The organism is Wolbachia endosymbiont of Tuta absoluta (assembly GCF_059414725.1).
Genome location: NZ_JBNRJY010000151.1, coordinates 1 through 735 on the forward strand (window position 1 = coordinate 1; position 735 = coordinate 735).

At 32.1% G+C, this 735-nt stretch carries 1 protein-coding gene; it reads left to right on the top strand.

The annotated features are described in order from the left end of the window. Positions 1-222, top strand: a 222-nt coding sequence (locus ACJ5GX_RS01665) for a hypothetical protein (RefSeq protein WP_495292630.1), incomplete at its 5' end; no start/stop codon positions are given. Positions 223-735: the final 513 nt, after the last annotated feature.

The following is a 735-nucleotide window of genomic DNA, read 5'->3' on the forward strand; positions in this document are numbered from 1 at the left end:
AAGCCAAAATCCAAATCAGAACTATATGATTTCGAATATGAGTCCATTATAGAACATCTATCATCTAAAGAGCATTTATTAAATGAGCTGATGAATGATATGTGGTACTCAGGAGACTTACCATCAGTCAGAAACTATAAGTTTAACGTGCCCTCCGAAACACAAAAGTCCGGCGATATGATCGATCAATATTTTTATTGTTATCTATATCTGTTCCCATGATAATTTTGATTATGCTTTGGTTTATAATATACAAACATTCGGCTCAAGAGTTGTCAACCTGTCATTACAGTAAACTAAGGACAAATCTCTGGCTGCACAATGCGGTGATGGCGGGTCCCAAAGATTGCATCAGATAAATAATTGATAAATAAATGATAGATAAATTATATTTATTTATCTAAATTATATTTATCTATCTACCTTTGGGGCTCACCGTTACCGGGAGTACAGGATTTAGTTTTCAAATGCATTGCGTATGATGCCAGGTTTCTTTTCCTCGCACTAGCGAACAGTTTAGTCTATTGTCTATGGGATTCGAATTTCATTTGATGTTTCCTTAAAAATAACAATTATGATATATTTTAATGACAAATGTGTTTATTTTGTGTGTTATGCTAATACATAATTATACTATAAATAATGTTCGTTAGTACGTAGGTTTTTTTTGATTTAATAAACGTAATTGTCACAAAATCACTTTTTTATTCGCTATCTTACCTGCTCAACCTCTTC